This window comes from Pedobacter sp. 01T416_2, from assembly GCF_056398925.1.
This window is the reverse complement of record NZ_JBFTQI010000913.1, coordinates 1-2,155: the sequence shown is the minus strand read 5'-3', so window position 1 is coordinate 2,155 and position 2,155 is coordinate 1. Positions and strand designations below refer to the sequence as shown.

Sequence of the window (2,155 nt, the reverse complement as noted above, 5' to 3'; positions counted from 1 at the left end):
TTATTTCATATTGCAAGTTTTGATGATGATCTAGAAGTACGAAAAATTGCAGTTGGTAAAATGAACAATCAGGCAAACCTAAACCACATCATCTCTTTTGAAGAAGAAAGTGAGGTAAAGCAACTTGCATTAAATCAGCTCAACCACAATTAGACAGTTTTCCATCCACAATTTAATAATCGACTGCTTAATCATTTAATCCAAAACAATTTAGCAATCCCAGCAATTGAACCATTCAACAATTTAAGCAATTAATCAGCCTTCCAACACTACAACTCTAAAACAAACTAAGCCATATATTTCCCTACTATAGGCATTCTTCGGCCCATACCAAATGCTTTTGGCGATACCCTTAAAATAGGTGGAGTTTGATAGCGTTTAAATTCTGCAACATTAACCATTTTTAGAATCCGCAGCACCAATGCTTCATCAAAACCTTGAGCAATAATGGCTTTAGAGCCCTGTTTCTTTTCGATGTGCTGATATAATATTTTATCGAGAATTTCATATTCAGGTAATGAATCGGAATCTTTTTGATCGGGCCTTAACTCTGCAGATGGTGGTTTAACAATAGTATTGACCGGAATAATTTCCCTTTCTTTATTAATGTATCTCGCAAGCTCAAAAACCTGCATTTTATAGACATCTCCTATTACCCCAATAGCACCGCACATATCACCGTATAAAGTACCATAACCAACAGCACACTCGCTTTTGTTTGATGTATTCAATAAAATATAGCCAAACTTATTACTCATGGCCATATTAATAATGCCACGGATGCGGGCCTGCACATTTTCTTCAGCAAGGTTAAAGGGCAAACCCTTAAAGGCTGGTGCCAGTATATGATCGAAAGCTTCTGCAACTTCTTTAATTGGCACAATTTCGTGCATACAACCAATATTATTAGCCAAATCTAAAGCATCCTGAACAGAGTGGTCGGAAGAGAATTTAGAAGGCATTAAAACGGCCATTACATTCTCTGGGCCTAACGCACGACAAGCCAAGGCGCAAACCACAGCGGAGTCGATCCCACCTGATAAGCCCAAAACGGCTTTACTGAAACCAGATTTATTGAAATAATCTTTTATACCTAAAATCAACGCGTCGTGAATCTGCTCAATATCGGTCAATCTTTCCGATTGGGGATATTTATTACGCACATTTTCAACCTCTTCCAGATCAAAAACCTGAAGATCCTCTTCAAAATACTTCATCTCTGCTTTCACGGCTCCATCAGCATCAAAAACCAAAGAACCGCCATCAAAAATAATCTCAGTCTGCGCACCAACCTGGTTTACATAAAATACCGGCAGGTTATACTTTTTTGCATTATCGCCTAATACTTTTATACGTTCATCATCATGGGTGTAAGAGAAAGGAGATGCAGCAATGTTAATCATCACATCTGGCTGCTCCTTAATCAGCTCATCCATTGGATTAGAAACATATAGTGGATTATCGTTGATATTCCACAGATCTTCGCAAATGGTTAAGGCAATTTTTTTTCCCTTAAAATCGATACAGTTAAATTGTGTGGCAGGTTCGAAATAACGATATTCATCAAATACATCGTAGGTAGGTAAGAGTGCTTTTTTAACCACGGCTTTAACTTTCCCTTCTTCGATGAAATAGGCTGCATTAAACAGATCTTTTCCCTGTAATATTTCGTTTTTAATAGGTAGGCCAACAATACATGCAATATCTGTGCAATGTTTGGCTATTTCCTGAGCGGCAGTTTCGCACAATACAATAAACTCATCAAACTCCAAAAAATCTCTTGGTGGATAGCCACAGATAGCAAGCTCGGCAAAAACAACTAAATCTGCACCTTTATCTTTTGCCAATTGAATATTTTCGGTTATTTTTTTCGTGTTTGCCTCAAAGTTCCCGATATGGTAATTGAGTTGTGCTAGCGCTATTTTCATATTTAATGTATCAAGTAGTGAGAATCAAGTATCAAGACAAATATCCCGATTAAAAGAATACGCCGAAATTAAGTGCCAAATAATGATTTCTAACATCTCTGGCTTTATCTGTTACAATATTAGTGAAACCGTTATTAAAAGTTAAACCAGCTACGATACTGGTATTGCCCGAAATATCAAATTCGCCACCACCACCGATGATTAATCCGGCACGGTAAAGTTTAATG

The 2,155-nt window shown here is 37.3% G+C and carries 1 protein-coding gene; it reads right to left on the bottom strand.

Going from position 1 to position 2,155, the window contains the following annotated elements; translation table 11 throughout:
* Positions 1 to 287 precede the first annotated feature (287 nt).
* A complete protein-coding gene (locus tag AC1DPQ_RS25755) occupies positions 288 to 1,928 on the bottom strand; it encodes an NAD+ synthase (RefSeq protein ID WP_477611311.1) in 1,641 nt (546 codons plus the stop codon).
* Positions 1,929 to 2,155 lie beyond the last annotated feature (227 nt).

Bases quoted from the DNA above. Each gene is read 5' to 3' on its own strand.
- AC1DPQ_RS25755 (WP_477611311.1), bottom strand. From the start codon at position 1,928: ATGAAAATAGCGCTAGCACAACTCAATTACCATATCGGGAACTTTGAG.